This window comes from Acetobacterium malicum subsp. dehalogenans DSM 11527, assembly GCF_000472665.1.
Lineage (GTDB): Bacteria > Bacillota > Clostridia > Eubacteriales > Eubacteriaceae > Acetobacterium > Acetobacterium malicum.
The window spans coordinates 18,382-43,786 of the sequence record NZ_AXAC01000011.1 but is presented as its reverse complement, the minus strand read 5'-3'; the positions used below and the strand labels follow the sequence as shown (position 1 = coordinate 43,786).

The 25,405-nt window shown below is 47.4% G+C and carries 23 protein-coding genes and 1 riboswitch; of the genes, 9 read left to right on the top strand and 14 right to left on the bottom strand.

From position 1 onward, the window contains the following. Positions 1-201 precede the first annotated feature (201 nt). Positions 202-915 (top strand): hypothetical protein, encoded by a 714-nt coding sequence (locus A3KS_RS0105220; RefSeq protein WP_026394023.1) that lies wholly within the window; start codon positions 202-204, stop codon positions 913-915. A 51-nt stretch (positions 916-966) separates the two neighbouring features. On the opposite strand, the gene A3KS_RS0105215 is transcribed toward A3KS_RS0105220, so the two are convergent. Beyond that, the gene (locus A3KS_RS0105215; RefSeq protein WP_026394022.1) at positions 967-1,584 is read right to left on the bottom strand and encodes an NUDIX hydrolase; all 618 of its coding nucleotides are present in this window, start codon (positions 1,582-1,584) and stop codon (positions 967-969) included. 264 nt (positions 1,585-1,848) lie between these two features. On the opposite strand from A3KS_RS0105215, the gene A3KS_RS0105210 reads away from it, so the two are divergent. Then, positions 1,849-2,235 (top strand): desulfoferrodoxin family protein, encoded by a 387-nt coding sequence (locus A3KS_RS0105210; RefSeq protein ID WP_026394021.1) that lies wholly within the window; start codon positions 1,849-1,851, stop codon positions 2,233-2,235. A gap of 64 nt (positions 2,236-2,299) precedes the next feature. Here the strand turns inward: A3KS_RS0105210 and A3KS_RS0105205 are convergent, their stop codons facing one another. Beyond that, positions 2,300-3,034 (bottom strand): glycoside hydrolase family 25 protein, encoded by a 735-nt coding sequence (locus A3KS_RS0105205; protein ID WP_051355673.1) that lies wholly within the window; start codon positions 3,032-3,034, stop codon positions 2,300-2,302. A 131-nt stretch (positions 3,035-3,165) separates the two neighbouring features. Between A3KS_RS0105205 and larE the strand changes: the two genes are divergently transcribed. Continuing rightward, the gene (gene larE / locus A3KS_RS0105200) at positions 3,166-3,981 is read left to right on the top strand and encodes an ATP-dependent sacrificial sulfur transferase LarE (RefSeq protein WP_026394019.1); all 816 of its coding nucleotides are present in this window, start codon (positions 3,166-3,168) and stop codon (positions 3,979-3,981) included. Between the two features lie 261 nt (positions 3,982-4,242). Here larE and A3KS_RS0105195 read toward each other — a convergent pair whose 3' ends face one another. The 3 genes from A3KS_RS0105195 to A3KS_RS0105185 all read right to left on the bottom strand — a co-directional run bounded on the left by A3KS_RS0105195 (position 4,243) and on the right by A3KS_RS0105185 (position 7,537). Next, positions 4,243-6,006, bottom strand: a complete 1,764-nt coding sequence (locus A3KS_RS0105195) for an ABC transporter ATP-binding protein (protein ID WP_026394018.1) — start codon at positions 6,004-6,006, stop codon at positions 4,243-4,245. 118 nt (positions 6,007-6,124) lie between these two features. After that, entirely contained in the window at positions 6,125-7,066 is a 942-nt protein-coding gene (locus A3KS_RS0105190; protein ID WP_026394017.1) for an SPFH domain-containing protein, read from the bottom strand. Between the two features lie 15 nt (positions 7,067-7,081). Further along, positions 7,082-7,537: an NfeD family protein gene (locus A3KS_RS0105185; protein WP_026394016.1), complete on the bottom strand. Its 456-nt coding sequence runs from the start codon at positions 7,535-7,537 to the stop codon at positions 7,082-7,084. Between the two features lie 135 nt (positions 7,538-7,672). Continuing rightward, positions 7,673-7,852: riboswitch (cobalamin riboswitch) on the top strand. A gap of 110 nt (positions 7,853-7,962) precedes the next feature. Here A3KS_RS0105185 and thiC point away from each other — a divergent pair. From thiC to A3KS_RS0105155, 6 genes are all read left to right on the top strand, one after another. Then, positions 7,963-9,264 carry a phosphomethylpyrimidine synthase ThiC gene (gene thiC, locus A3KS_RS0105180; RefSeq protein ID WP_026394015.1) on the top strand — a complete coding sequence of 434 codons (1,302 nt, stop codon included), beginning with the start codon at positions 7,963-7,965 and terminating at the stop codon, positions 9,262-9,264. Positions 9,265-9,266: 2 nt separating this feature from the next. After that, positions 9,267-10,550: a B12 lower ligand biosynthesis ThiC-like protein BzaB gene (gene bzaB, locus A3KS_RS0105175; RefSeq protein ID WP_026394014.1), complete on the top strand. Its 1,284-nt coding sequence runs from the start codon at positions 9,267-9,269 to the stop codon at positions 10,548-10,550. A gap of 105 nt (positions 10,551-10,655) precedes the next feature. Continuing rightward, positions 10,656-11,744, top strand: coding sequence for a nicotinate-nucleotide--dimethylbenzimidazole phosphoribosyltransferase (gene cobT, locus A3KS_RS0105170; protein WP_026394013.1), 1,089 nt, complete (start codon positions 10,656-10,658; stop codon positions 11,742-11,744). Then, the gene (locus A3KS_RS20140; RefSeq protein WP_084504898.1) at positions 11,725-12,777 is read left to right on the top strand and encodes a class I SAM-dependent methyltransferase; all 1,053 of its coding nucleotides are present in this window, start codon (positions 11,725-11,727) and stop codon (positions 12,775-12,777) included. The genes cobT and A3KS_RS20140 overlap by 20 nt, the downstream gene beginning before the upstream one ends. Positions 12,778-12,814: 37 nt before the next feature. After that, positions 12,815-14,143, top strand: a complete 1,329-nt coding sequence (gene bzaD, locus A3KS_RS0105160; RefSeq protein WP_026394012.1) for a B12 lower ligand biosynthesis radical SAM protein BzaD — start codon at positions 12,815-12,817, stop codon at positions 14,141-14,143. Next, positions 14,140-15,624, top strand: a complete 1,485-nt coding sequence (locus A3KS_RS0105155) for a B12-binding domain-containing radical SAM protein (RefSeq protein ID WP_026394011.1) — start codon at positions 14,140-14,142, stop codon at positions 15,622-15,624. Before bzaD ends, A3KS_RS0105155 begins: the two co-directional genes overlap by 4 nt. A 53-nt stretch (positions 15,625-15,677) precedes the next feature. On the opposite strand, the gene A3KS_RS0105150 is transcribed toward A3KS_RS0105155, so the two are convergent. The 9 genes from A3KS_RS0105150 to cbiQ form a co-directional block, all read right to left on the bottom strand. Beyond that, positions 15,678-15,887 (bottom strand): TOBE domain-containing protein, encoded by a 210-nt coding sequence (locus tag A3KS_RS0105150; protein ID WP_026394010.1) that lies wholly within the window; start codon positions 15,885-15,887, stop codon positions 15,678-15,680. A gap of 58 nt (positions 15,888-15,945) precedes the next feature. Next, positions 15,946-17,199 (bottom strand): HlyC/CorC family transporter, encoded by a 1,254-nt coding sequence (locus A3KS_RS0105145; RefSeq protein ID WP_026394009.1) that lies wholly within the window; start codon positions 17,197-17,199, stop codon positions 15,946-15,948. Positions 17,200-17,384: 185 nt separating this feature from the next. After that, positions 17,385-18,566, bottom strand: coding sequence for a CdaR family transcriptional regulator (locus tag A3KS_RS0105140; RefSeq protein ID WP_026394008.1), 1,182 nt, complete (start codon positions 18,564-18,566; stop codon positions 17,385-17,387). Between the two features lie 19 nt (positions 18,567-18,585). Further along, positions 18,586-19,737, bottom strand: a complete 1,152-nt coding sequence (locus tag A3KS_RS0105135; RefSeq protein WP_026394007.1) for a glycerate kinase — start codon at positions 19,735-19,737, stop codon at positions 18,586-18,588. Between the two features lie 88 nt (positions 19,738-19,825). Continuing rightward, the gene (locus A3KS_RS0105130; RefSeq protein WP_026394006.1) at positions 19,826-20,635 is read right to left on the bottom strand and encodes an alpha/beta fold hydrolase; all 810 of its coding nucleotides are present in this window, start codon (positions 20,633-20,635) and stop codon (positions 19,826-19,828) included. Between the two features lie 419 nt (positions 20,636-21,054). After that, positions 21,055-22,206, bottom strand: a complete 1,152-nt coding sequence (locus A3KS_RS0105125) for a toxic anion resistance protein (protein ID WP_026394005.1) — start codon at positions 22,204-22,206, stop codon at positions 21,055-21,057. Between the two features lie 72 nt (positions 22,207-22,278). Then, positions 22,279-23,559 (bottom strand): 5-bromo-4-chloroindolyl phosphate hydrolysis family protein, encoded by a 1,281-nt coding sequence (locus A3KS_RS20135; RefSeq protein WP_026394004.1) that lies wholly within the window; start codon positions 23,557-23,559, stop codon positions 22,279-22,281. Between the two features lie 226 nt (positions 23,560-23,785). Beyond that, the gene (locus A3KS_RS0105115) at positions 23,786-24,517 is read right to left on the bottom strand and encodes an energy-coupling factor ABC transporter ATP-binding protein (protein WP_026394003.1); all 732 of its coding nucleotides are present in this window, start codon (positions 24,515-24,517) and stop codon (positions 23,786-23,788) included. Between the two features lie 12 nt (positions 24,518-24,529). Continuing rightward, positions 24,530-25,327, bottom strand: a complete 798-nt coding sequence (gene cbiQ / locus A3KS_RS0105110) for a cobalt ECF transporter T component CbiQ (RefSeq protein ID WP_026394002.1) — start codon at positions 25,325-25,327, stop codon at positions 24,530-24,532. Positions 25,328-25,405: the final 78 nt, after the last annotated feature.

Below are 25,405 nucleotides of genomic sequence, written 5' to 3'. Positions count from 1 at the left end.
GGTTTCCTCGTTTCCATGGATCATTTCAAAAATGGCATCTCGTCCGCTTTCGCTTTGAAATACCATTGATACTATTTTAAACGAAAAGCATCATAATCACAAGGAAAGTTTGATTCTTGGACATAATTGTGACTAAAGTGTGATTGCTATTGTGCCTAAAGTGTTATAAAATATACTCATACATGAAATAGGAGCGACGGCATGCCAAAAAAAAGATTCTTAACTATCATAATTATTTCCCTGATTGTTTTACTATTCGCCGGTTGCGACAAAGATGATGGCACCACTGCCTATCTTACCTTGATGACGGTCCCCACATCAGCGACCATTCCCAGCGGACTCCATCTCGATTCAATATTAAGCATCACCAATCCCATTCCGGATGATCCCAACGGTGCCACCACTACCGTCCAGTTTGGCGTCTTTGGTTTTACGAATACCGCCGGGGAACCGGTTTACTATGTTTATGGAAAAAAAGAATCCATCGATGGTGACCAATCTCACCTGATTGGTGAAGGTTTTTATCAGGTCGATTATCGAGTCGATGAACAGAGCGTTTATTTAGCCTTAAAAAACAGCAGTTCTCCTCTGACCAAGGTGGATAAGGGCAATGGAATTCCTACTGTTTATGACGGCGAACTCCCCTTTGGATTTTATACCCCGGTGGAAGGCCTGGATGGTTTTTACACCTTTGTTGATGCCGATGGGGCGACTCAATACCGGGTTTATGCGACCTTCCTAAATAAGAACGGAAATTTCTTTCCGGCCTCAGAAGACGGAAAAATGATCGCTGGTGCCCTTCCTATCAATAAATCGGTGGAAGAAACCCTGCAAACCCAAGGCCAAAGCGGTGTTTCCAAAATGATCACCACTCCCATTACCTGTACCAACATACCAACCTCTTACGTTGTATAATATAAACCACAAAAACCGGCAGATCGCCGGTTTTTGTGGTTTTTGTTCTTTTTAATCATAAACCGGATGGTATTCCGGGTTTTGGTGGGCTTTAAAGAAGAGGGCCAGCTGGGCTTCGGTGGTTCGGCCCAGGGATAATGGCGGTAACTGATCCATAGCAAAGAAGCCGCTCTCGGTGGTTTCGGCATTGCCTTTAAAATCCCCTTCCAGCAGTTCGCAAAGCATCAGAATCTTATAAATGGTATAGGGACAGGTGTCCTGGACCCATTTGCTGCGGTCCAGCAGCCCTACCAGTCGGGTTGGTTTAACCAGCACTCCGGCTTCTTCAAAGGCTTCTTTAATAACATTTTCCTGGGGTGTCCGATTGACATCGGCCCAGCCGCCCGGTAGAGACCAGCGCCCATCAACTTTTTCTCGAACCAGGAGAATCTTGTTTTCGACGATGACACCACCCCGGACGTCGACCTTAGGGGTCAGATACCCTTCTTCCCGGACATAATAGTCTTTGATCACCTCATGGGAAACCTCGGTATGTTTTTCGATAATTTCGCGGGACAACTTTTCTATTTCACGATAGCGGACCAGATCATAATCATTTTTGCAGTAGGTCAATCCTGACTGAGAGATTGATTGTAATTCTCTTGCCCATACAAGCCATTGTTTTTCCATTTTTCTTCTCGAAGCCGCGCTTCTCTCCTTTCAAAATTAACAATTCAAAACTGCCGTGAGCTTTGCAGCCAATTGCAGAATCCGACATCAGAGCAACTTCTGTTCGATGCCTATAAATCACTTAATTGTCGAAAATTAACAATTTGTGTCTTCACTTTTGTAAATCTTATGTTATAATATAAACAAGAATTAATCTAATCTGTTTATTTCTTTATTTTTGGGGAATATAACAAAAGAGATTAACATTGACTTAGGAGGTCTATTATGTGTAAAGAACCAAAATTTTTCGTCTGTAAACATTGTGGGAATTTTGTGGGTATGATTCACGAATCTGGTGTACAAATGATCTGCTGCGGCGATCCAATGACTGAAGTTGTTCCTAATACGACTGATGCCGCCCAGGAAAAACACGTTCCCGTCATCACCGTTAGCGGTAATAGCGTCACCGTCGATATTGGAAGCGTTCCTCATCCAATGACACCAGAACACCATATCGCCTGGGTCTATCTGGAAACAACCGAAGGCGGCCAACGTAAATGTCTGGCAGAAACAGGTGCCCCCAAAGCCGAATTTGAATTAACCCCTGGGGATAAGGTCATTGCTGCCTATGAATATTGTAACCTTCATGGTTTATGGAAAGCAAGTCTATAATTAATCACGCTCTTAAAAATTAATCCAATAACACGAAAAGCTGCCATAATGGCAGCTTTTTTTATTAAAAAAACTCATCAATAAATTCAGCGTAGGTGCCATTGTAAAGGTTCATGTCAATGAAGGTTTCATCGCCGTCATAACCGTCCATCATGCCCCGGTGACTGTATTGCCAGAAGGTAAAGGTTTCACCGTTCGGCAGGGTTTCTGGCCAGGCGTTATCCAAATCGACAATCCAGATTTGATAGTCTTTGTAGTCGGTTCCGATATACATTTTAAAAATCCGTTGGGTCGTATAGATAATCGGCTTGACTCCATAGTGGTTTTCCAGTTCTTTTAAGAATTCATCGAGGATAACCTTGACTTGTTCCTTGGGTAAGGCGTTGTCTTCATATATCCCATACAATTCCAGATCAACCACCGGCGGCAGATTCTGATCTGAAACCGGCACGTTGTCAATAAAGTTCTTGGCCTGCTCTTTACCAGTGGTATCATAATTTAAAAAATGATAAGCCCCAACCTTAAGGGCAGTTTTCTGACTTTCTTCCCAGTTAGTCTTAAATTTTGTATCCACATAATCATTGCCTTCGGTGGCCTTGATAAAGGCAAAGTCAATGTTCTGATCAGCCAGCAACTCCCAATCAATCTCGCCCTGGTAAGCCGATAGATCAACCCCTTTGACCAGATGATCCTCACCTTTGGTTTGATTAAATGTATGGGTGACCCCATATATGATTAACACAATAATAAACAAAACGCCAATTCCCACCCCCAGTGAGATGGCTTTTTTTATGGACATTCGATATTCCCCCCTATTCTTTAATGTAAACATTATAACAAAATATTTACTGGCGGGGAACCCTCTTAAGGAGTTATAATATAGCCACTATCAGAATTAAAAACTCAAACAGATACACGCAAGGAGATACCATGAAGATAAATACCACCTTATCACCGGTTCTTTCCGAAAAACTGGTTGCTTTGAAAGAAAATATCAAACGTTTTCCCAAGGTCAGCATTGCCTTCTCTGGCGGTGTCGACAGTACCCTGCTGCTGCAGGTAGCGATTGACGTGCTGGGGCCCAATGTTTTGCCCATCACCGTCAACGGGGCGATGCTGCCCGGCTCCGAATTTGCTGAGGCCCAGGCGCTGGCCAAAGCGATGGGGGCGGTGCCGCTGGTGATTGATGCTGATGTTTTTTCGTTGGAGAATTTTGTCAAGAACCCGGCCGATCGCTGTTATCACTGCAAGAAATTTATTTTTACCCAGATCAAAGATACGGCCCGGGCCAATGGCTACGAGGTAATTCTGGACGGTTCCAACCTTGATGATATGAAAGACTACCGGCCGGGCATTAAAGCCCTGGGTGAGCTGGGTGTTTTCAGTCCGTTAAAAGAGTCCGGCCTGACCAAGCAGGATATCCGCGAACTCTCGGCTTATTACGGTTTACCCACCGCCACCAAGCCAGCCATGGCCTGCCTGGCCACCCGGATTCCCACCAACACCCCGATCACCCCGGCAGCCCTAACGGCCATTGAAGCCGGAGAGGATTTTCTCAAATCCCTGGGATTAAGCCAATACCGACTACGACTGCTGGGGGATACCGCTAAAATCGAATGCGACCCCGGCGATTTTACCACCATCATCGAAAACCGCCTGATCCTGATTGACACCCTGAAAAACCTCGGCATCAAAACCATCACCCTGGACCTGGCCGGCTACAACTGCGGCAATATGAACGGTTGAATCATTTCAGGTTAAAACAACCGTAGTACCGACAATTGTTACATCATGTTGTACGCATCGGGGCGAACACGGCGATAGCCTGTCCGATCCTTCGCGAAGGCAACGAGCCAATCATAAGCTTGCTTATAGTTGGCGACTGCCCGCGACCAATGCGAAAGAAGCGGAGCGAAATTCGCATGGCGCAGCGAACAACAGATTAACAATTGGTCGGTACGGTAGCAGGTTGCTAACCCTAAGTTGACAACCCAATCCGGCTAGCACCTAAAACTCTTCGTTTAATTCATCCAGCTCCCGGTACATCTGGTAGAGGTCGTAGTAGACCCCCTCTTCCCGGAGCAATTCCTCGTGGGAGCCTTTTTCGACAATCCCATCTTCGGTGAGGACTAAGATCGAGTCGGCATTTTTGATGGTGGTCAGGCGATGGGCGATGGTAAAAGTGGTTCGGCCTCGGGTCAGCTCTTTCAAGGATTCCTGAACAATCCGTTCGCTTTCATTATCCAGGGCCGAGGTGGCCTCGTCGAGAATCAGGATCGGCGGGTTTTTTNAAAACACCCGGGCAATGCTGATCCGCTGTTTCTGACCGCCGGAAAGTTTGATTCCCCGTTCGCCAATATAGGTATCGTAACCCAGAGGGAGCTTCTCAATAAACGCATGGGCTCCAGCGTGTTTCGCTGCCTGCACCACACTGGCCCGGTCAGCATCTGACCGGCCGTAGCTGATATTCTCATAAACCGTGCCCGAAAAAAGATAAACATCCTGCTGAACCACCCCCACCTGGGTTCGCAACGTGTGCAGGGTCAGACCCTGAATATCCTGACCGTCAATCAGAATTCGGCCGGAGGTGACATTGTAGAACCGCGGAATCAGATGACACATGGTTGTTTTACCACTGCCGGAAGGCCCGACGATAGCAATGTTCTGGCCAGCTTTGACCTCGACGTCAATATGAGAAAGCACCGCGTCACCGCCATCGTTATATTGAAAGCTGACATCCTCAAAGCGGATATCACCGACCACGTTGGTCAGTTCGACCTCATTGGCCTGATTTTCGTATTCGGTGGGTTCATCGAGAATTTCAATAAAGCGCTCAAACCCGGTCATGCCCCGCTGAAACTGTTCGGCAAATTCGACAATCCGGCGGATTGAAGCCAGTAAGGTGGTGACATACATCAGGTAGGCAATATAATCCCCGGGGTTAATGGCACCGTTGATCATAAAGATCCCCCCACAGACCACCACCAGCAGGTACATCAGTCCGTCGAAGAGCCGGGTGGTCGTCTGAAACCCGGCAAAATAACGATAGGTTTTCTTTTTGATTTCCAGAAATTGACTGTTCCCCACTTCAAACTTCATTTCTTCGATATTTTCATTGGCAAAAGATTTTACCACCCGGATCCCCAGCAGATTGTCTTCCACCTGGGCATTGATATCGCCAGTCTTGACCCGGGAGCGCTTCATTTCCCGGCGCATCCGCTTGCGAAAATAGGTAGTGGTCAACAGCATCACTGGCAGGGCGGTAAAAATAATCAGCGTCAGCCAGATATTAACCGAGCCCAGAATCGCAAATGAAATCCCGATTTTTAAGCCGGCAATGAAAAATTCCTCGGGACAATGATGGGCAAACTCGGTGACATCAAAAAGGTCTGAGGTGATCCGCGACATCAGCTGACCGATCTTGGTGTCACTGTAAAATGAAAAGGACAGCTTCTGGAGGTGTGAAAAGAGATCCCGACGCATATCGGTTTCGATCCGGGCGCCCATAACATGGCCGACATCGGCCATAAAATAGTTGGCCACGGCGTCGATCAGCCGCAGCACCAGATAAACCAGCCCCAGCTTTAAGATGGTTTCCACCGTCAGACTGGCCAGATCATTGATGGCGGTGTTGGTAATAAACCGCACGATCAGCGGCAGAACCAGATCACAGACGGTCGTCAGGGTCGCGCAAAACAGATCCAATAACAGAATCCATTTGTATTTTTGATAATAGGGTATGAAACGTTTGATGAGTTGCGTATTCGAGATTCCCAAAAATATTCCTTCTTTCTAATTTTCACTCTTAAAAACTTAGGGCAATTAGAAAACGGCTAGCCGTTTTCCAATTGCCCATTCATGGTCGTTGATAAAACATATATGAAATACTCTATTGACTGACTTTCGTCTGATCCTTCATGATTTCACTGAGGGATGTGGCCAGACCGGCCAACCCTTGAATTTCTGAGGGAATAATAATCTTAGTGGCTTTGCCGTCGGCGACCTTTTCAAAGGTGGACAAGCTCTTCAGGGCAATGACCGACTTGATCGGATCGGCTTCATTGAGCATTTTAACCCCTTGGGCGACCGCTTCCTGTACTTTGATAATCGCTTCCGCTTCCCCTTCGGCTCGTCTGATCTGAGCTTCACGATCGGCTTCGGCGCTGAGAATGGCGGCAGCTTTTAGACCTTCGGCCTGTAAAATAGCCGCTGATTTTTCCCCTTCGGCCACCAGTACGGCACTAGCTTTTTCCCCTTCGGCCTGGAGGATTTTTTCCCGACGTTCCCGCTCAGCCTTCATCTGCCGTTCCATGGCATTTTGAATCGCTTCCGGCGGCATGATATTTTTAAGCTCCACCCGGTTGATTTTAATCCCCCAGGGATCGGTGGCTTCATCGAGAATCACCCGCATTTTGGTATTGATAACGTCCCGGGAAGTCAGAGTCTGATCCAGCTCCATATCCCCAATGATATTACGCAGAGTGGTGGCGGTGAGGTTTTCAATTGCTTTCATGGGATTATCAACCCCATACATATAGAATTTAGGGTCGGTGACCTGTAAGTAAATAACCGTATCGATCTGCATCGTGACATTGTCCTTGGTAATCACCGGTTGGGGTGGAAAATCCGCCACCCGTTCTTTTAAACTAACCCGCTTGGAAATCCGATCAATAATCGGGATCGCGATGTGAAAACCGGTTTCCCAGGTAGAATGGTAAGCACCCAGTCGTTCCACCACATAGGCGTTGGCCTGGGGCACAATCTTGGCATTGACAATAATCACAACAATGAAGATGATAAATATTACGCCTAAAACAATTAGTCCATACATAATTTTTTTCTCCTTTTATTCAGCAATGGATTCTTTTTCCACCAATTTAACCATGGCCTTGACTCCTTCGATGCCCACCACAATCACTTCAGTATCAACGGGAATGACAACATCGCCATCCACATTTCGGGCCGACCAGGATTTGCCGTCTATTTTGACCGCCCCCTGACCTTTGAGGTTATTGATTTCTTCTTCAACAATACCCCGGTTTTGCAAAATGCGATCGGCATTGGTGGCCATTGTTTTGGGATCCAGGTGTTTCTTTAAAAACGGTTTTGTCCCCAATAGTAACCCAATTGAGACCACGAAAAATAGTGTCATCTGGACCCAAAATGCGGCACCTAGATATGCAGCGACTAAGGCTGCCAGGGCTCCGACGCAAAACCAGATCGAAACCAACGCACCAGCTGTCACCAATTCCGCTACCAGAAACACAATAAACAGGACCAACCAGACAAAAACAATATTCATCCTCTCACCTCCCTCATTCACTTGATTTCATTATAACATAGTTTGTTTCGTTTTTTTATGGCAACTGCACAAATCAGTTTTTTTTATTTTTTTCTTGCACATTCATTTTTAGTGTGTATAATTAAGAATAAGTGAATAAAAAAGCGAGCATAGGTGCCTTAGTAATAAGGAGAATAGGGAATCAGGTGAGAGTCCTGAACGAACCCATCACTGTAAGGGCGGAGCAAACCACAAAAACCACTGTTTTTTAATGGGAAGGTGTGGCGCAGCGCTAAAACCCCGAGTCAGGAGACCTGCCTATGAATCGATCCTGAATGAACGAAGGTAAAGTTCATGGCTGTTATTGTAACAATAACAGCTGTGGACTTTTTTATTTGCCAAAATTTGTGGAAAACAAAATAACTACAATCATTCAGGAGGAAACGATGACAATTCTGGAAAAAGCACGCGCTGGTGAAATCACCGCAGAAATGATTTATGTGGCACAAAAAGAAGGGATTGATCCCGAGCTGATTCGACAGGGGGTGGCTGCTGGTGAAATCGTCATCTTGATGAGTACCCGGCCCAACATCAACCCGGTAGCGGTGGGCAAAGGTCTGTTTACCAAGGTATCAGCCAGCGTCGGGATGTATGAAGTGGATGACACCATCGCCGGTGAAATGGCTAAAATTGACCAGGCCGTTAAGGCCAAGGCCGATACCCTGATGGACTTAAGTGTCCGGGGCCCAATCGACGCGATGCGCGAAACCGTTTTATCGACAGTGGACCGGCCGGTGGGTACCCTGCCGCTTTATCAGACTCTGGCCATGGCTCAGGAAAAATACGGCACTGCTTTAGATATGACCGCCGACGACATGTTTGCGATGATGGAAAAGCATGCCGCTGAAGGGGTCAGCTTTTTGGCACTGCACTGCGGCACCACCATGGACGTGATCAACCGCGCCAAAGAAGAAGGCCGGATTGATCCCCTGGTCAGTTATGGGGGTTCCCATCTGATCGGCTGGATGGTTCACAACCACTGTGAAAATCCTTTCTTTACCCAATATGACCGGGTCCTGGAAATCTGTAAAAAATATGATGTCGTACTGAGCTTTGCCGACGGCATGCGCCCTGGCTGCATCGCTGATTCGCTGGACGGCGCTCAGGTTCATGAATTGGTGATCCTCGGCGGCCTGGTTAAAAAGGCCCGGGCGGCCGGAGTTCAGGTGATGGTCAAAGGACCGGGTCACGTGCCCTTGGATCAGATCCAGACCACCGTTTCATTACAGAAACAATTATGCGGCGGCGCGCCCTACTTTGTCTTCGGCTGTCTACCCACCGATTCCGGGGCTGGTATGGATCATGTCACCGGCGCCATCGGCGGAGCGATTGCCTCCTATTACGGCGCTGACTTCCTCTGCTACGTAACCCCAGCAGAACATATTGGCATGCCGAGTGCCGATGATGTCTATCTGGGGGTGATGGCCAGTCGTATTGCTGCCCATGCCGGCGATGTCGGTAAAGGCCATCCGGCTGCCATTGCCTGGGATCTGGAAATGTCCCATGCCCGGCGGGAACTGAACTGGGGCCGACAGATGGAACTGGCCATCGATACCGAAACCGCCACGAAGGTCTGGAAGGATCGTAGCACCAACTTTGAATCCGAATGCAGCATGTGCGGTGACTTCTGTGCCATGAAAATTGTTGGCAAGTATTTACGAGACGAAAACCAGGAAGCGAGGAACTAGTCATGACCCAAATGTTAAAAGCCCGTCAGGGTAAAATTACCCAAGAAATGGAAATGGTGGCGATCAGCGAAGGCTTCACACCCGAATTTATCCGCGCCGGAGTAGCCGCCGGCCGGATCGTCATTCCGAAAAATAAATTGCGCAACCGGACTAAAATCTGTGGTATTGGCGGTGGCCTGGATGTCAAAGTCAATGGCCTGATGGGCACCTCTGGTGACCGGGATGATATGGAAATGGAAGTCAAAAAACTGAAAATCATCGAAGATGCCGGTGCTCACGGCTTTATGGATTTAAGCATGGGTGAAGATATTGATACGATGCGGACCCTGAGTTTAACCAATTCTAATATCGCGGCTGGCTGCGTGCCGGTTTACCAGGCGGCCAAAGAAGCCACCGAAAAACGCGGCCTGATGGTCAATATGACTTCTGATGACCTGTTTGACGTGGTCGAAAAACAATGCCAGGCCGGTATGGATTTTATGGCCGTGCACTCGGCGTTGAATATGGATGTGCTCAATATTTTAAAGAAAAGCGGCCGGGTGGCCGACGTGGTCAGTCGCGGCGGCTCGCTGCTGACCGGCTGGATGTTCCATAATGACAAAGAAAACCCGCTTTACGCTGAATTTGACCGGCTGCTGGAGATTCTTAAAGCCACCGATACGGTGTTAAGTATCGGCGATGCCATCCGCCCCGGGGCCAATGCCGATTCTCTTGATCAGGCCCACCTGCGCGGCTTAATGGTCGCTGGTGAGCTGACCAAACGAGCCCTGGCCGCTGGCGTTCAGGTGATGGTGGAAGGTCCCGGCCATGTGCCGCTAAACCATATTCCGTCAGCGATGCTGCTGCAAAAACGGCTTTGTTTTGACGTGCCCTACTATATTCTGGGCTTCCTGGCCACCGATGTGGCTCCCGGTTATGATAATATTTCCGGTGCCATCGGCGGTGCCTTTGCCGGCATGCACGGGGCTGACTTCCTTTGTTATCTGACCCCCGCCGAACATCTCGGTCTGCCCAATGAAGAAGATGTCCGCATCGGTGTCGAAACCACCCGGATCGCCGCCAATGCCGCCAATGTTTTAAAACGTGGCGGCGCGGCCTGGAACCGTGATCTGGCAATGTCCCGGGCCCGGGTTTCCCGGAACCAGGAGGAACAGGTCAAAAACGCCATCAATCAGGCCAATCTGATCGCCGCTTTGGCGACCCAAAAGCCCTCCCATGGCTGTGCCGTCTGTGCCGACAGCAAATGTCCGGCCGATGTGGCCGCGGAGTTTTTCGGACTGGCTTAAATGATAAATCATCCGGGGTGCGGGCGACTTACCCACCCGCACCCCGGATAATGATAACGGATCAATCTTCCGTTTCATTTAATATCAATAGAAGGGATAAATACCATGATCGAAACCAAATATACCTTAAAACACGTCATCGATACTACCGAACCGGCTGATCCTCAGTGGCGTCAGGCGGCCCGGGATCATATTGAAAAATTGGCGATTCCGCCTTGGAGCCTTGGTCAGCTGCTGGTTGTCGCTGAACAACTGGCCGGGATTCAGCGCACCATCCGCCCCAATGTCGATAAAAAAATGGTCATCACCATGGCCGGGGATCACGGCGTGGTGGCCGAAGGCGTTTCCGCATTCCCCCAGGAAGTGACCCCGCAGATGGTGGAAAACTTTGTCAAAGGCGGAGCTGGCATTAATATTCTGGCCAAGGCCGCCGGCGCCGAAGTGATCGTCGTCGATATGGGCGTCGCGGTGGATATGCCCGAACTGGTTTCACAAGGTGCCATCATCGACTGCAAGATCGCCCATGGCACCAAAAACTTTTACCGCGAACCGGCAATGACCCGGGAACAGGCCATTGCCGCTCTCGAAGCCGGCATCAATGTGGCTTCCAAGGTCATTGAAGAACAGGGGATCAACCTGCTGGCCACCGGCGATATGGGGATCGGCAACACCACCCCCAGCGCCGCTATTTTAGCCGTCATGGCGGAGTATCCGGTTTCATCGGTAACCGGCCGCGGCACCGGCATTGATAACGCCGCTCTGATCAACAAGATCAAAGTGATCCGCGAATCGATTAACCGCCATCAACCGGATAAAAGTGATCCCCTTGATGTGTTATCAAAAGTGGGCGGCTATGAGATTGCCGGGATTGCCGGCGTGATCCTGGGGGCCGCCTATCATCAGGTCCCGGTGCTGGTGGACGGCTTTATTTCCACTGCCGGCGCGCTGATTGCCAAGGCCCTCTGCCCCCAATCCCTGGATTACATGATTCCCTCCCATCAGAGTGAAGAACCCGGTCATCAACTGATGTGGCAGGCCCTCGGATTACGGCCGCTGCTTAACCTCAATTTCCGCTTGGGGGAAGGCACCGGCGCGGCGGTGGCAATGCACCTGGTCGAATCCTCAGCCCGGGTCATCTGTGACGTCTTAACCTTTGCCGATGCAGGAGTAACCAATGGTCATGAAGGGGTATGATCCCCGTACCAACGGCGGCCAGTATCTGGAAGACCTGGCTACTGCATACTGGGTTTCCGACGCCCTGTTCACGGCCCTGGAAATGGATCTTTTTCAGACCATCGACGATTTCGGAATCCGGGGCGCCAGTCTCGCTGAACTCGCCCCCAAACTAAACGCCAATGAAAGTGCGCTGGAACGTTACCTGGCGCTGCTTAACAGCCTGGGCTTGCTGGGACAACACCAAAATATTTACTATAACCAATTGATTACCAAAGAATATTTACTGAAAGCGAGTCCCCTTTACCAGGGCGACTCGCTGCTGTGGCGAAAAAATCTTAGCGATGACTGGAGTACCCTGAAAGCGTCGCTGACTGCCGGCGGGCGGGTCAACTTTCTGCCGGATGATATCAGCGAAACTGAGCTTGACCACCGCCGGGCCAAATATATAAGGGCCATGGACAATGTCGCCAAACTTAAAGCCCGGGACTGCATCACCTTTTTTACCGCACTCAGCGGCGCTATTCTCGATGTGGGCACCGGCTCCGGGGCTATGGCCCTGGCTTTTTTAGAAGCCTTTCCGGACACCGATGCGACCCTCTTAGATATTGAGCAGATGCTGCCCCAGACCCAAAAGCTTGTCGCTGCCACCGCTTTTGCCGATCGAGTTTGCTACCATCCCGCCAATATTCTGGAGCCGGAATGGGGACTTACTAAAAAATATCAGCTGATCATCCTTTCAAATATTGTCCACGCCTACGCCGAAGCCGAAAATGAACTAGTTTTAAAAATCGCCGCCAGCCATTTAAGCGACGACGGCATCATCCTGATCCATGATTTTTTTAATGAACATGACCCGGTCAAAGCCCATCTGAGCGATATCAATATGTTTTTAAACACCTATAACGGCAAGGTTTTTTCCGGAGCCTGGGTAATTGCCGAACTGGAAAAACATGATTTGGTCACCTCGCCGCTGATGACCCTGGCCACCGACACCGCCCTGATCTTTGCCGCCCGATCCCAGTCGGTCCTGGAGCGCCTCTGTTTAAAATAAGATACCGATTAACTGCTAATCAAATCAAGGAGAAACCATGAAAATACTTTTCATTCAAGCCCTCTCAATGGAGGGTATCGACATCGAGCGGGTTTATCCCATTGGGATCGTCGTCCTGGCATCCCAGGTCGAGCGCCAAACCAATCATCAGCTGCAGCTTTTTGACATGAACATGGCCCTCGATCCCTATGGGGATCTACGGCAGCAGCTGGATGCGCATCAACCGGACGTGGTCTGCCTGTCGTTACGAAATATCGATCCCCTGGGCAATAAAACCTCATCGCTGATTCCCGGCTTTGCCGTTACCCTGGCTTTTATCAAACGCTACGCGCCAAACACCAAAATCTTAGCCGGCGGAACCGGTTTTTCGCTATTCCCCGAACGGCTGATGAACGAATACCCGGAAATTGATTACGGCGTAACCGGCGAGGCTGAAAAAATCATTGTGCCGCTGCTGGAAAATCTGGACAACCCGCCCCATCTGCCAGGGCTCTGTTTTCGGGAGCCGGGCAAAGTCACAATCGTTCCGCCAGTCGGCGATTATGATATGCGGGGTTATGTGATGCCCAACCGCGATCTGCTCGATCCCCGCCCCTACCTGACGGTCAATAAATATGTAGAAAGTATCGGCGTGGAAACCAAACGGGGCTGCTGTTTTAGCTGCGGCTACTGTTCCTATCCGCTGCTGCAGGGGACAAAAATGCGCTGCCGCACCCCGGAAGCGGTGGTCGACGAAATTCAGTTTCTCTACGACAGCTACGGTGTCACCCGGATCCATTTTACCGATTCAGTGGTCAATATTCCCGTCGATCATCTCGATGCGATCTGTACCGAAATTATCCGGCGCGGTCTGAAAATAAACTGGAGCGGCTTTTTCCGGGAAAACCTGTTAACCGAGGAGAATGTCGCTCTCTATACCCGCTCCGGCTGCGAATGTTTTTCGCTGTCCCCCGACGGCCTCAGCCAGACCGCCCTGGATGCCATGGATAAACATATGCGGGTCCAGGATATCCTCGACACCGCCCAGGTTCTGGCCAACAGCGGCGTCGTTACCGTTTATCACTTCCTCGTCAATACCCCCGGGGATACCGCCGCAACCCAGCAAGAAGCCAAAGACCTGATCGACGCGATCTACGCGATCCATCACGCTTCCAAAACCCTGGGCACCATCGTTCTCAATAATATCCGGATTTTACCAGGCACCAAGGTCGAACAACAGGCGCTGGAACATGGCGTGATCACCCCAGAAACCGATCTGCTCTACCCGACCTATTACAACCCGGCGCCCTTTGACCGGTTCCGTTATGAGCTGGAAATCTATCATACCAAAAAAAATATCTTTATGTGGCAGGAGGTCACCTCATGAACGTCATCCTATTAGAACATCCCCGCTCCTACGGCGACGACCGCTGCAACGATATTGCCAATGCCCCCCTTTCAGCCTGTCTGAACACCGGCTATATCGGTGGCATGCTGGCGGCCAACAACATCGATGTGACGATTGTCGACGGTTATCTGGAACAGCTGGATTATCCGGCCATTGAAGAACAGATTGCAGTGCTGGAGCCGACGATTTTAGGAATTCACCTGGTTTATCACTGGGAGGACAATAAAACCCTTTATCAGTTTATCGAACACGTCAAACAAACCTACGGGATTGCCTATGTCTGCGTCTATGGTTTTTACCCCACCTTTGCCTATGAAGAAATTTTAAACCGCTGCCCGGCCATTGATGGCGCCCTATTGGGTGAGGCTGAACTGACTTTTTTAAAGCTGGCTGAAAATTTCCCCACCGTCCCCCAGGCGGGAATCGCCGCGCGCACCGATACCGGCATCGTCGCCACCCGCGGCGAGGTGGTTATCGATGTCGATAGCTTGCCCTTTCCCCTGCGCAGTGCCGGCTCCTATTCTTTTGGTGAGGTCAATATTTCCGGCAGTCGGGGTTGCTACGGCGGCTGTACCTTCTGCTATATCAATCCCTACTATGGCGACACCAAACGGAAATGGCGGGGCCGCAGTCCGGAGAACATCATCGACGAAATTGATGCGGTAATGCAGCAAACCGATATCCGCTACTTCTATTTTATGGATCCCAACTTCTACGGCCCCGGACGCGCCGGCAAAGAGCGGGTCCTGAAACTGGCCAGTCTGTTAAAAGAACGCCAGATCCACTTTGGTATCGAGGCCCGGGCCAACGATATCGAAGCCGAAACCATCAAAGCCCTGACTGACGCCGGTCTTAAACACATCCTGATCGGTCTGGAAAGCGGCCGGGATGAAGCCCTGAAACGTCTGAATAAGCTGACCACGGTTGAAGATAATGAGAACGCTCTGCGCATCCTGCGGCAATACGGGATCGAACCCAGCGTCGGCTTTATTATGTTCGAACCCGATTCGACTCTGGAAGATCTGAAAGTCAATTACGACTTTTTAATGCGCAACAAGCTGCTGGATAAACTGGAGATCAGCGTCAATGTGCTCTATCATCACATGATTATTCTTCAGGGCAGCTCTTCCTACAAAGCTTTGCAGGAGCAGGGGCGGCTGAATATTTCGGCGCACTCCACCTATGAGGCGGACACCGATTATCTCAACCCCCGGGTGGCCATGCTGGCGGGGATGATGCGGGACATGACCAATCATATCTTTTCGTATATGAAGGATACCTGGGCGCTGAGCTTTAAAAAGGACCCGGTGATTCTGGAAAAATACCGCCTGATCAACCAACTGCTGGTTCAATCCTTTGAAGATTATCTTTATTTACTGAAAAACCGGGAACTCAGTCTCGATCAGCGCGACAACTATGTGGCGGTCTTTAATCGTACTGTTGATGAAATAATGGCCTAAATAGAAAAAGCTCCTGAAGACAACGCTTCAGGAGCTTTTTATTATTTTTTGTTTTAGTCAACCATAATCATTACAGAAGTAGCTTTAATTACTGCGGTAGCATCGCCACCGACTGCTAAACCCAGGTCTTTGACGGAACCCATTGATATAGAAGATGTAATAATGTTGCCATTACCAATATCAACCTTGACGATTGCATTGACCGCACCTTCTTCAATACTGACGATCTTGCCTTTTAGCTGGTTTCTTGCACTTAATTTCATTTCTACCTCCTTAAGGTTTATTACAATTAAAGCCTACTCCTTCAACCTTTATAAATCCTTAATTTTCCGGACAAACTATTTCATTTTTAACAACATTTATCTCGATAACATGACGTTCATCCGCCTGGGTGATCGTAATGGTCAGATTCTCAAACTCAAAGGACTCGCCCACATCGGGAACCCGATCCAAAAATTCAACAATCCAGCCGCCCACGGTAATCACATCAAAATCATCGTCCATGTCGAAAAGATCAAACATTTTTCCCAGGTTTGCTTTTCCTAAGATGCGATATTTATTTTCAGAAATCTTTACAATTTCGTCAATGACCTCATCGTGTTCGTCCCAGATTTCGCCCACCAGTTCTTCAATGACATCTTCCAGGGTAACAATTCCGGCCGTTCCGCCGTATTCGTCGGAAACCACGGCAATATGGCATTTTTTCTGCTGGAGCAGGGTTAACAGCTTGGATATCTTCATGTTCGGGGTAATAAATACCACGGGATTGATGATTTCCTCCAGACTGCTATTGCCATTGTTCACATAGTGAGTAAAGTCCTTATAGCTGATAAAACCGATGATCTGATCAATGGTGCCCTGATATACCGGCAATCGGGAAAAGCCGGTATCAAAAAATATTTTAGCAATGTCTTCTTTGGGATTATCCACATCAATGGCTACCACATCGACCCGGTGAGTCAGGATATCATCGACATCCAGGTCATTGAACTCGATGGCACTCCGAATCAGTTCCCCATCCTGAAGATCGATACCACCATCATTTTCGGCTTCTTCGACAATCGTCAACAGCTCTTCTTCAGTCATACTTCTTTCACTACTGACCTTAAACAGTTTCGACAGCATTTTCTTCCATTGCTGAAAGAAAAAATTGACCGGTGTTAAAATAAAAATCAGCAGCCGGATAAACGGAGCAGCAAACATGGCAAAGCTTTCCGGTGAATCCTTGGCCAGACTCTTAGGCGAAATTTCGCCAAAAATAAGCACCAATACCGTCATCACGGCTGTGGAAATGGTCACCCCGGCATTGCCGAAATATTGAACAAAAACCACGGTGGCTATTGAAGCCGAAGCAATGTTGACAATATTATTGCCGATCAGAATCGTCGATAATAACACATCGTATCGCTCAGAAAGGGCCAATACCTGGGCCGCTCGCTTATTTCCGTCTTTAGCCAGATTTTTAATGCGAATACGATTAAGGGAGGTGAATGCCGTTTCCGTCGCCGAAAAATAAGCTGACATCAGCAACATCACGACCAGAACTGCCATAAAACCTATAATACTACTGTCCATTGACTAAGATTCCTCCCAGTAAATAGATCCATCAGTCATCCAAGTGACTGACTTGATAAGATGAGTTGTTTTTTTCGTTTTTGTCTCAGATAATGGTACGTCGTCCAATTTTATTCCTCTTTCAAATATTATTTGTCACTATAATATCATATTTTTAGTTACAATTCCATAATATCTGACAAATTTTACCTGATTGGCTGATCTTTAATTTTTTTTAATTTTTCATAATGATTGAGGATAATCATAAATAGCAGATTGTCATTACCACTGCACTTGAGCTGAAAACCCAGGCATTCCTCCATTTTCTTTTTTCTGAAAATAACCGTATTCTTGTGAACAAACAGATCACTGGCCACCTGTTCAAAGTGAAAATGATAATCGAATATTTTGCGCATGGTTATCATCGCTTCATCCGTTCCCTTGCCAAAATAAGCCTGAATTTTGCGAATATAGGGTTCTACCGCCAAAGCGTAGGTTTCCTTGTCCAGTTGATTGAAAAGCCGCCAGAAATAATGGTGATGGGAAAAATATACATATTGGTCTTTTTTGTAAACACCACTGCGGTACATGCCATAGGCATCGCCATAGGATTTTACATAGCCCTTGATACCCAGATAATAGCTGCCCACAAAGCACTGCATATTTTTGGCGTCCTCGCTACTGATCACCGCTTCCAGATAGGTATTGATGGACTTTTCGATTTCCCAGGGTTCAGTTTTCTTAAGGGTTTTAAAAACTAAAATAAAACCACCAGACATCACCGATGAAATATCATCTTTCAAATGACTATCCGATAGCTTGATCTGATTGAGAATTTTTTCAAGATTTCCTTTTTCAGGTATTTGATGATCCGTTCCAAAATTCAAAATGATCGCCACCCGATGACTTTCCATGTTATAGCCGATGCGCTCACCCCAATCGACAATTTCTTCTTCGCTGATGGTCCGCTGATCACTGATCAAACTATTCAAAAAGATCTCCTTATCGTTACGGTGAGAATAGAAACGGTTCATGGTCTCCTGCTGTTCGATGATCAGTTCAGCCGACATTTTTACCAGTTTGCCAATGTTTCGGACCTCATCCGGATCGCCGGTTATTCCCACGACCCCAATCACTGCCCCGGCTTTATCGACAATCGGCATATTAATCCCCGGCTTCACACCCCGAAGCTTTTTTGATTCCACTTCAGTTACCTCACAGGTAATGCAATTTCGGATCGCACACATCGCTGTTTCATGGAAGGTGCCGAGTCGCTCCGGTGAACCGCTTCCAATAATAATTGCGTTTTTATTCATGACATTGATGTTATAGCCGAGGGTGTTCATCACCTCATCGGCAATTTTTTGAGCAATTTTCTTATCCAGCATCTATCCACTCCTTGTTGTTCTACCTCATATTTTGGGGGATCATACATATAATTGCCAGAAAACGAAAGAGATTAGCAATTATTTTTTCCAGTAATTGGGGGGCATTTTTCATATGCCATTCCAGACCCCGATCATTGCTGAAAATGGCAAAGGCAGCGACTACGCCACAATTATAAATAGCTTCATAACCGTCGTCCAGCGCCCCTGAGATCACCACCACTGGAATGTTCTGCTTTTTCCCCCGCTTTCCAACCCCGGAAATGACCTTGCCCATCGCACTCTGGGCATCGGTTTTTCCTTCGCCGGTAATAATCATATCCGCCCTGCTGATTACCGAATCAAAATCAATTTCGTCCAGAACAATATCCAGCCCAGATTTCAGCTGGGCCTTAAATAGAGCCACTAATGGCAATGCCATCCCGCCAGCGGCACCGATTCCCTTTAATTCCACCAGATTCATGGCTGTTTTTTTCTCCAACAGCCGTCCAAAAACCTGAAGTCCCTGATCCAACGTCACTATCATTTCACTGTTGGCACCTTTTTGCGGACCATAGACCGCCGCCGCCCCCAGCTCCCCGCAGAGGATATTTTCAACGTCACAGGCAATGATTATCTCGATGCCCGCTAATAAGGGCTCTACCTGGCTGGTATCGACAGTTGTCACGCGGTTTAAGTTTTCACCGCAGGGCGCCAGTAATTCCATGTTTTGATCGTAAAAACGGACCCCCAGAGCACTGGCAACCCCCATTCCGCCATCGTTGGTGGCGCTACCGCCCAAACCCAGAATAAGCTTTCGGCAACCCCGTTTAATTGCATCAACAATCATTTCTCCGGTACCGTAGGTACTTGTTTTCAGGGGATTGCGCTCACCAACGGTAAGCAACGGCAGGCCCGAAGCCGCTGACATTTCAATGACCGCCACTTCCCCATCGAGAATACCATAGGCAGCAGTTATTTCCCTGGATAAGGGGTCTCGCGTTTTGATTTTTATTAGCTCGCCAGCTTGGTGCCTGACCAGCACCTCGACAAGACCTTCCCCGCCATCTGAAATGGGTATTTTAACGATCTCGGCGGTGGGCATAATTTTAAGAATCGCACCTTCGACGATGTCACAAACCTCAGTGGCAGATAAGGACCCTTTATAAGAGTCCGGAGCAATCACTATTTTCATTTTGTGCTCTCCTTTAAATTAGATTTCTTGGGTCTCAAAAATAATAGCATGGGTAACTGGATAACCCATGCTATTGCAGCTAATCGTTTCAGGCTTTGATAAAGTCAGCAACGACCTGATTAAATTTATCCGCTTCTTCCCAGAACAGCATGTGACCGGAATCTTCAAAAAACTCCAGTTTTGCCTCGGGAATCTGCTCAGCAACATAGGCACTACCCTGCCAGTCAAAGACAGCACTGTGCCGGGCCACGCATACTAGGGTGGGAAGTTTAATCAACGGCAGCAAGTCGCGCCAGTCCAAATTGGTGTGATCCCGCATTATTTCGATGCGCACCTTCGGTGGACATTTTGATATTTCATCGGCAATAAATTTTACTTCTGCCGCTGTTGGTTCATGATACAAACAGCCAAAGGCCAGGCCTTCGGCACTTTCTCTTGGGGCATATTCAATCGCACAGCAGGTCCGGATGAACATTTCCACATCATAGCAGCCATTCTGTCCCCAGACCCAATCCGGGCCGGTATATTGCAGCGGCGCCTGATCAACACAGACCAGTTTGCCAACCCGATGATTTCCAAATAATTCCAGATAACTCCACAGTACGGCAACCCCCATGGACCATCCCAGTACAGTGACATCCTGAACATCCAGCTGATCCAGCAGTTCTTTCACATCCATCGCATAACGGGAAATCCGATGACTGTGTAAGACCTTTTCCGACTCACCATGCCCACGAAAATCCATCAAAATAACCTGGAAATGCTCAGCCAGTGCATCGCTGTTCTTTTTGAAAAACTGAGTTGTACAGGTCCATCCGGGAATCATCAGCAAAGGTTTTCCTGCACCCTTTACCTCATAGTACAATTCGACATGATCATTGGTATAAAAAGTTGCCATCGCTTTCCTCCTACTATTGATTAATACCTTGCCTGTTTCCCACTTTGCCAACTTTTTAGACCTTAATCATTTCACCACATTTCGGGAAATTAACTGCCTAAACCGATGCCAAAGGATGCTGTCTCCGTTTTTATGCGCTTCGCAAAATACTATTGATTATAATTATACCCAATCCGCAATAGTTTTCAATGGCATTTTGGCTAATTAATTTTCTTAGTATTGGACGATTATACAACATTCATTATTCTTATGCCGTAGATTAAAAAAGCCCCTCAAAAATTTCATACCTGATCATCATTTTGCCACATTTTTAAAATAACTTGCGGTTCTGAGAAAATCCTGCATAACTGGAGATCCATTCATTTCAATATATTACTATTAAAAAAACAACCAGCATTCGCACTGATTGTTTTTTTTGCTTATCGTCTGATTTCGAGCATCTTGACTTTTAAGTCATTTTCCAGCTTTTCAAGCTCGGTTTCCACTTCTTTTCGTTTCTGTCGGCCTTCGGTCTGGATTCGTAGCACCTCATCAAAGGTACTAATCAGGGATTCGTTGGAAATTCGCAGGGTTTCAATATCAACAATGCCCCGTTCCGATTCTTTGGCGGTGGCGATCGATTCCATCTTCAGGGTTTCGGCATTTTTTCTTAACAATTCATTGGTCATATTGGTAACTTCCCGCTGGGCCTTGGCCGCCTGGCCGGAATGAACCACCCCCAGAGCCAGCACCATCTGACTTTTCCATAAGGGAATCGTGTTGACGATCGAAGACTGGATTTTTTCAGCCATCAGGGTATCATTGTGCTGAACCAGCCGGATCTGTGGTGCCATCTGAATGGAGATCATCCGGGTCAGTTCCAGATCGTGAATTTTCTTCTCAAAGCGATTGCACATCGCCGACAAATCATTAACTGCCTGAGCATCTTCCGGCAGCCCACTGAGTTGTGAGCGCTTGATCAGTTCCGGCAACTCTTTGGTTTCAACTTCCTGGAGTTTCTTTTTGCCGGCCATAATATACATCGACAGTTCTTTAAAATAGGTTTTATTGACATCGTAGAGTTTATCCAGCATGGCGACATCTTTTAACAGCTGCATCTGATGTTTCTCCAACGCTTCGGTAATCCGGTTGACATTGGTTTCGGCAGTAGCATAGCGGGTCTGCATCGAGCTAAGCTTGTTGCTGCTTTTCTTGAAAAAGCCCAAAAAGCCTTTGTCTTCTTCCTCAATGTCAAAGTTCCGCAGTTCCATGACCATATCGCCAAGCATTTTGCCAACCTCGCCCATATCTTTGGTACGGACATTATTCAACGCCGTTTCTGAAAAATCGGCAATTTTCTTTTGCGCTCCAACCCCAAACTGCATCACCAGGCTGGAATTGGTAAGATCGATTTTGCTTGCAAAATCATCCACCATCCGGCGTTCTTCCGGGGTCAATCGACTTTCGTCAAAAACTTCCCGTTCCCCCTTCAATTCCTGATGCACATTGGCGGTCACTGTTTTTTCTTCTTCAAATGGGTCAAAGGTCAGGGTCGGGGTTGCCTGGGAATAATCGTTCATATTATCTTCCATCGCTATTCTCCTCGTATCATAAATTTATCTTGATGATTACTAAAATGTCATCAGCTGATTGCTCAATCGTTGCTATTTTTTAAAATCTCGTTTGGTTAGCCCTTCCTGGGCCAACATCGTGTTAAGTACTGAAATATCCGTTGAGACATCCATGGCGGTGTCTTCGTAAAAACTGTCAAGCAGGTTTTCAAAGGCGTGGCTGATCGTGTCCAGGGTATCTTCGATTTCTTTTTTGGTGGCCAGAATATTGGCTCCCTGAATCGGTTCGGCATCTAAATCCCGGTAGACCGAGACCAGCTTTAAGGTAGTGGGCAGATAATAACCCATAAATTTACGTATTTCCGGTAATCCATCCGGGTTTTCTTCAATAAATTCGAAGATCTTGGTAATCACTTTTTCCAGTCGGTCCAGTTTCAGAGAAATAACCTCCCCTTCGATCGCTACATTGGCTTCGTTGATTTGCCGGATTGTGTCTTGGCCTTCGGCAATCACCTCATGAACTGCTTTCATTTCAGGGTTTTCGGCTTCCCGCTTCCTTTTCAGATCCGACGCCTGCTGTTCCGATCGTGCTTTTTCTTCCTGGCGTTTCTTTCCTTCGGCGAGTCTTAGATGATTCTCATAGGCTTCATTACTGATCAACAGATATTCTTCCTGCTCATCAAAACGTCCTTCCGGGAACATCCCCAAACTAATCATTTTACGGAGATCTTTGACCACATATTTCTTACTGCGGCCAATGGGCTCTGACAATTCGGAAATTTTACAAAATTGCCGTCCTTTCAAACGACTGGTGTACTGACGAAACCGCTTCACTCGCCCCCGCAGGTTCGACCCTTTGGCCGACATCAGCGCACTGATTGTAAAAATCGGCAACAGAATCCCGGCACTGATCCCCATCAGCGGCATACTGGTAAATGAAAAACCAAAAACCGATGAAAAAATAAGCAGCAACAGCAATGTCACACCAATACCAATATTTCCAAAAATCTTCAACAGCATCCCGGAGATTCGACCATGGGGTGATTTTGAAATCAGGTTACTTGGCTGCTTTTTGACGGGACTGCGGGTATTCTGAACGTTGTTTCTGGCCACCATTTCCTGTGGCTGAGGTCTGTTCATTTTTTCCTGGGTCTTCCTGATATTTGCCGCCTGCTTTCGGTTTTCCTGGTTGTTTTCACGTTGTTGTCGCTGTTGCTCCTGCCAATACTGACCGCTTCGTTTAACTTCATCCATAGCCCGGGCAACGGTCTCCGAAATGTTTTTATTCAGTTCTTTAAACTCCGCTGAATTCAAGGCATCCTGAACAATGTCCTTGATATCATTGCCGATATTCGAATAATCTTTTTTTGTCATCGTTTGACCTCCCAAACATTGCATTAATTATATCTTATAAAATTTAAAATTTCAATTAAGAAACCATTTCCCGATGCCATTCTTTAAATAAATTCAAGATTTTTTGTTTCCTCGACGTATCATTCTTCAATTTAAAAAAAGCTTGAATGGATCAAGCTTTGAGATGGTCACAAGATAACCCCGGACCAATAATAAACCATTGTCGTTCCAGCAGTTTTTGGCAAATCTATCGAACCCGGGGTTTTTGCATGCACAGCGGCAGCTCCAGATGACATTGGGATAAAAGATTTTCATCTAATAGAATGTCTTTGACCGTACCATCGGCAAACACACTGCCATGGTGTAAGATAATCACCCGGTCACAGATATCAAGGGCCATATCCAGATCATGGGTGGCAATAATTTTAGTCATCTTCAGGGAGTCCAGAGTATTAATTACATTTCGTCGGGCCTGGGGATCCAGAAATGAGGTCGGTTCGTCAAATAAAATAACCCGGGGATTCATGGCCAGTACCGAGGCTATCGCGATAACCCGTTTTTCGCCGCCCGATAAACGATGGGGCATCCGGTCCCGAAGATGGGTGATTCCCAACTGCTCCAGGGCGTTAACCACCCGCGTTTCCACTTCTTCCTCGGTTAATAGTTCATTACGCGGGCCAAAGGCGATGTCGTCATAAACCTTAGTCATAAACAACTGATCATCCGGGTTCTGAAAAACCATCCCGACTTTTCGGCGAATATCTTTCAGCGTTTTTTTACCGACTGACAGTTCCTCAACTTTTATTGATCCTTCTTTGATTTCGGAGATACCGATAATCAGTTTGAACAAGCTGGATTTTCCCGCTCCATTGGCTCCGACCAGGGCAATGCTCTCACCCTCTTCGATTTTCAGATTGATATCCCGAATCGCCTGATGCCCGTCGGGATAGGCATAGTTTAACTTTTCAATTTCTAACATTGGAACTCCTCATTATAAAAAACTGCCGATAAACAGGCTCAGATCAAAAAATCGCATCAAACATAAAATACCGGATACTAAAACCAGAAATAGCCAATCGCCCTTTTGGATCGGGCTGGGTTTGGCATACAGATAATTGCCGTCGTATCCCCGACATTTCATGGCCACATAAATACTTTCGGCCCGGTCAAAACTTTTTAATAACAACTGCCCGACAAAGATACCCATGTCCTTCATTTTGATCCCCTTGGAAGCCGGGGCTCTCAAGATATAGGCGGTATACATATTAGAGACCTGTTCCAGCAACACCGAAATGTAACGGTAGGTCAGCATAATTTGCTCCACAATTATTTTGGGTACTTTGATGGATAACAACTGATAGGAAATCTTTGGTAGCGAGGTAGTGGCAATCAGGATCAGCACCGCCATAACTGTAAAAATGGTTTTAACCATAATTGACGTAAAGGAGATAAAACCATAACTGACGGGCATCGGCCCGATCATCAGAGCCAGTTGCTGATTAAAAATGATATTTGATAAGCCGGCAAAAAAAGAAAAGGGCAAGGCCACCAAAAGCCGTTTCAGCAGAGGTTTATAGGGAATCTCAGCCAGCGCCATTAAAATCACCGGATAGAACGCAAAGACCATCAGTCCGGTTATATTGTAAGGATTAAATGAAATAACCAGCACCAGATAGAGCATCGTGGTAATCAGTTTAACCATCGGATGGAGGCGATGGATGATGGTATCGCCTTCAGCCATTTCCTCAAGGGAATTGATTGTATTCATGGAGTCGGTAATTGTTGACATTGGGACTACCTTTCACTTAAATATTAAATAACCTCTGTTACTAAACAGAGGTTATTAAGCAAACTATTGTTAATGTTA